The sequence below is a fragment of the Corynebacterium sp. UMB8791 genome, from assembly GCF_054166365.1.
The window spans coordinates 1-312 of sequence record NZ_JBSZCG010000081.1 but is presented as its reverse complement, the minus strand read 5'-3'; the positions used below and the strand labels follow the sequence as shown (position 1 = coordinate 312).

Sequence of the window (312 nt, the reverse complement as noted above, 5' to 3'; positions counted from 1 at the left end):
CTAATTAAGGCCGGAGCGTTTGACTCGCTTGGGCACCCGCGCAAGGGGTTGATGCTCATCAACGAGGAAGCCGTCGATACTGTGCTTACCACGAAGAAGGCTGCTGACAAGGGGCAGTTCGACCTGTTCGCCTCTTTCGGAGGTGACGACGCTGTTGCTGCTGACAACGCGTTTGCTCTGCAGATCCCGGATGAGGAGTGGGACAAGAAACACAAACTTGCTCTCGAGAGTGAGATGCTGGGCTTGTATGTCTCGGGCCACCCGATTGACGGCTTCGAGGAAGCAATTGACGCACAGACCGATACTCAGTTA

General features: G+C 55.4%; 1 protein-coding gene. It reads left to right on the top strand.

What is annotated here, in order from left to right:
• Positions 1-312, top strand: a 312-nt coding sequence (locus tag ACXIUA_RS02145; RefSeq protein ID WP_457975982.1) for a hypothetical protein, incomplete at both ends; no start/stop codon positions are given.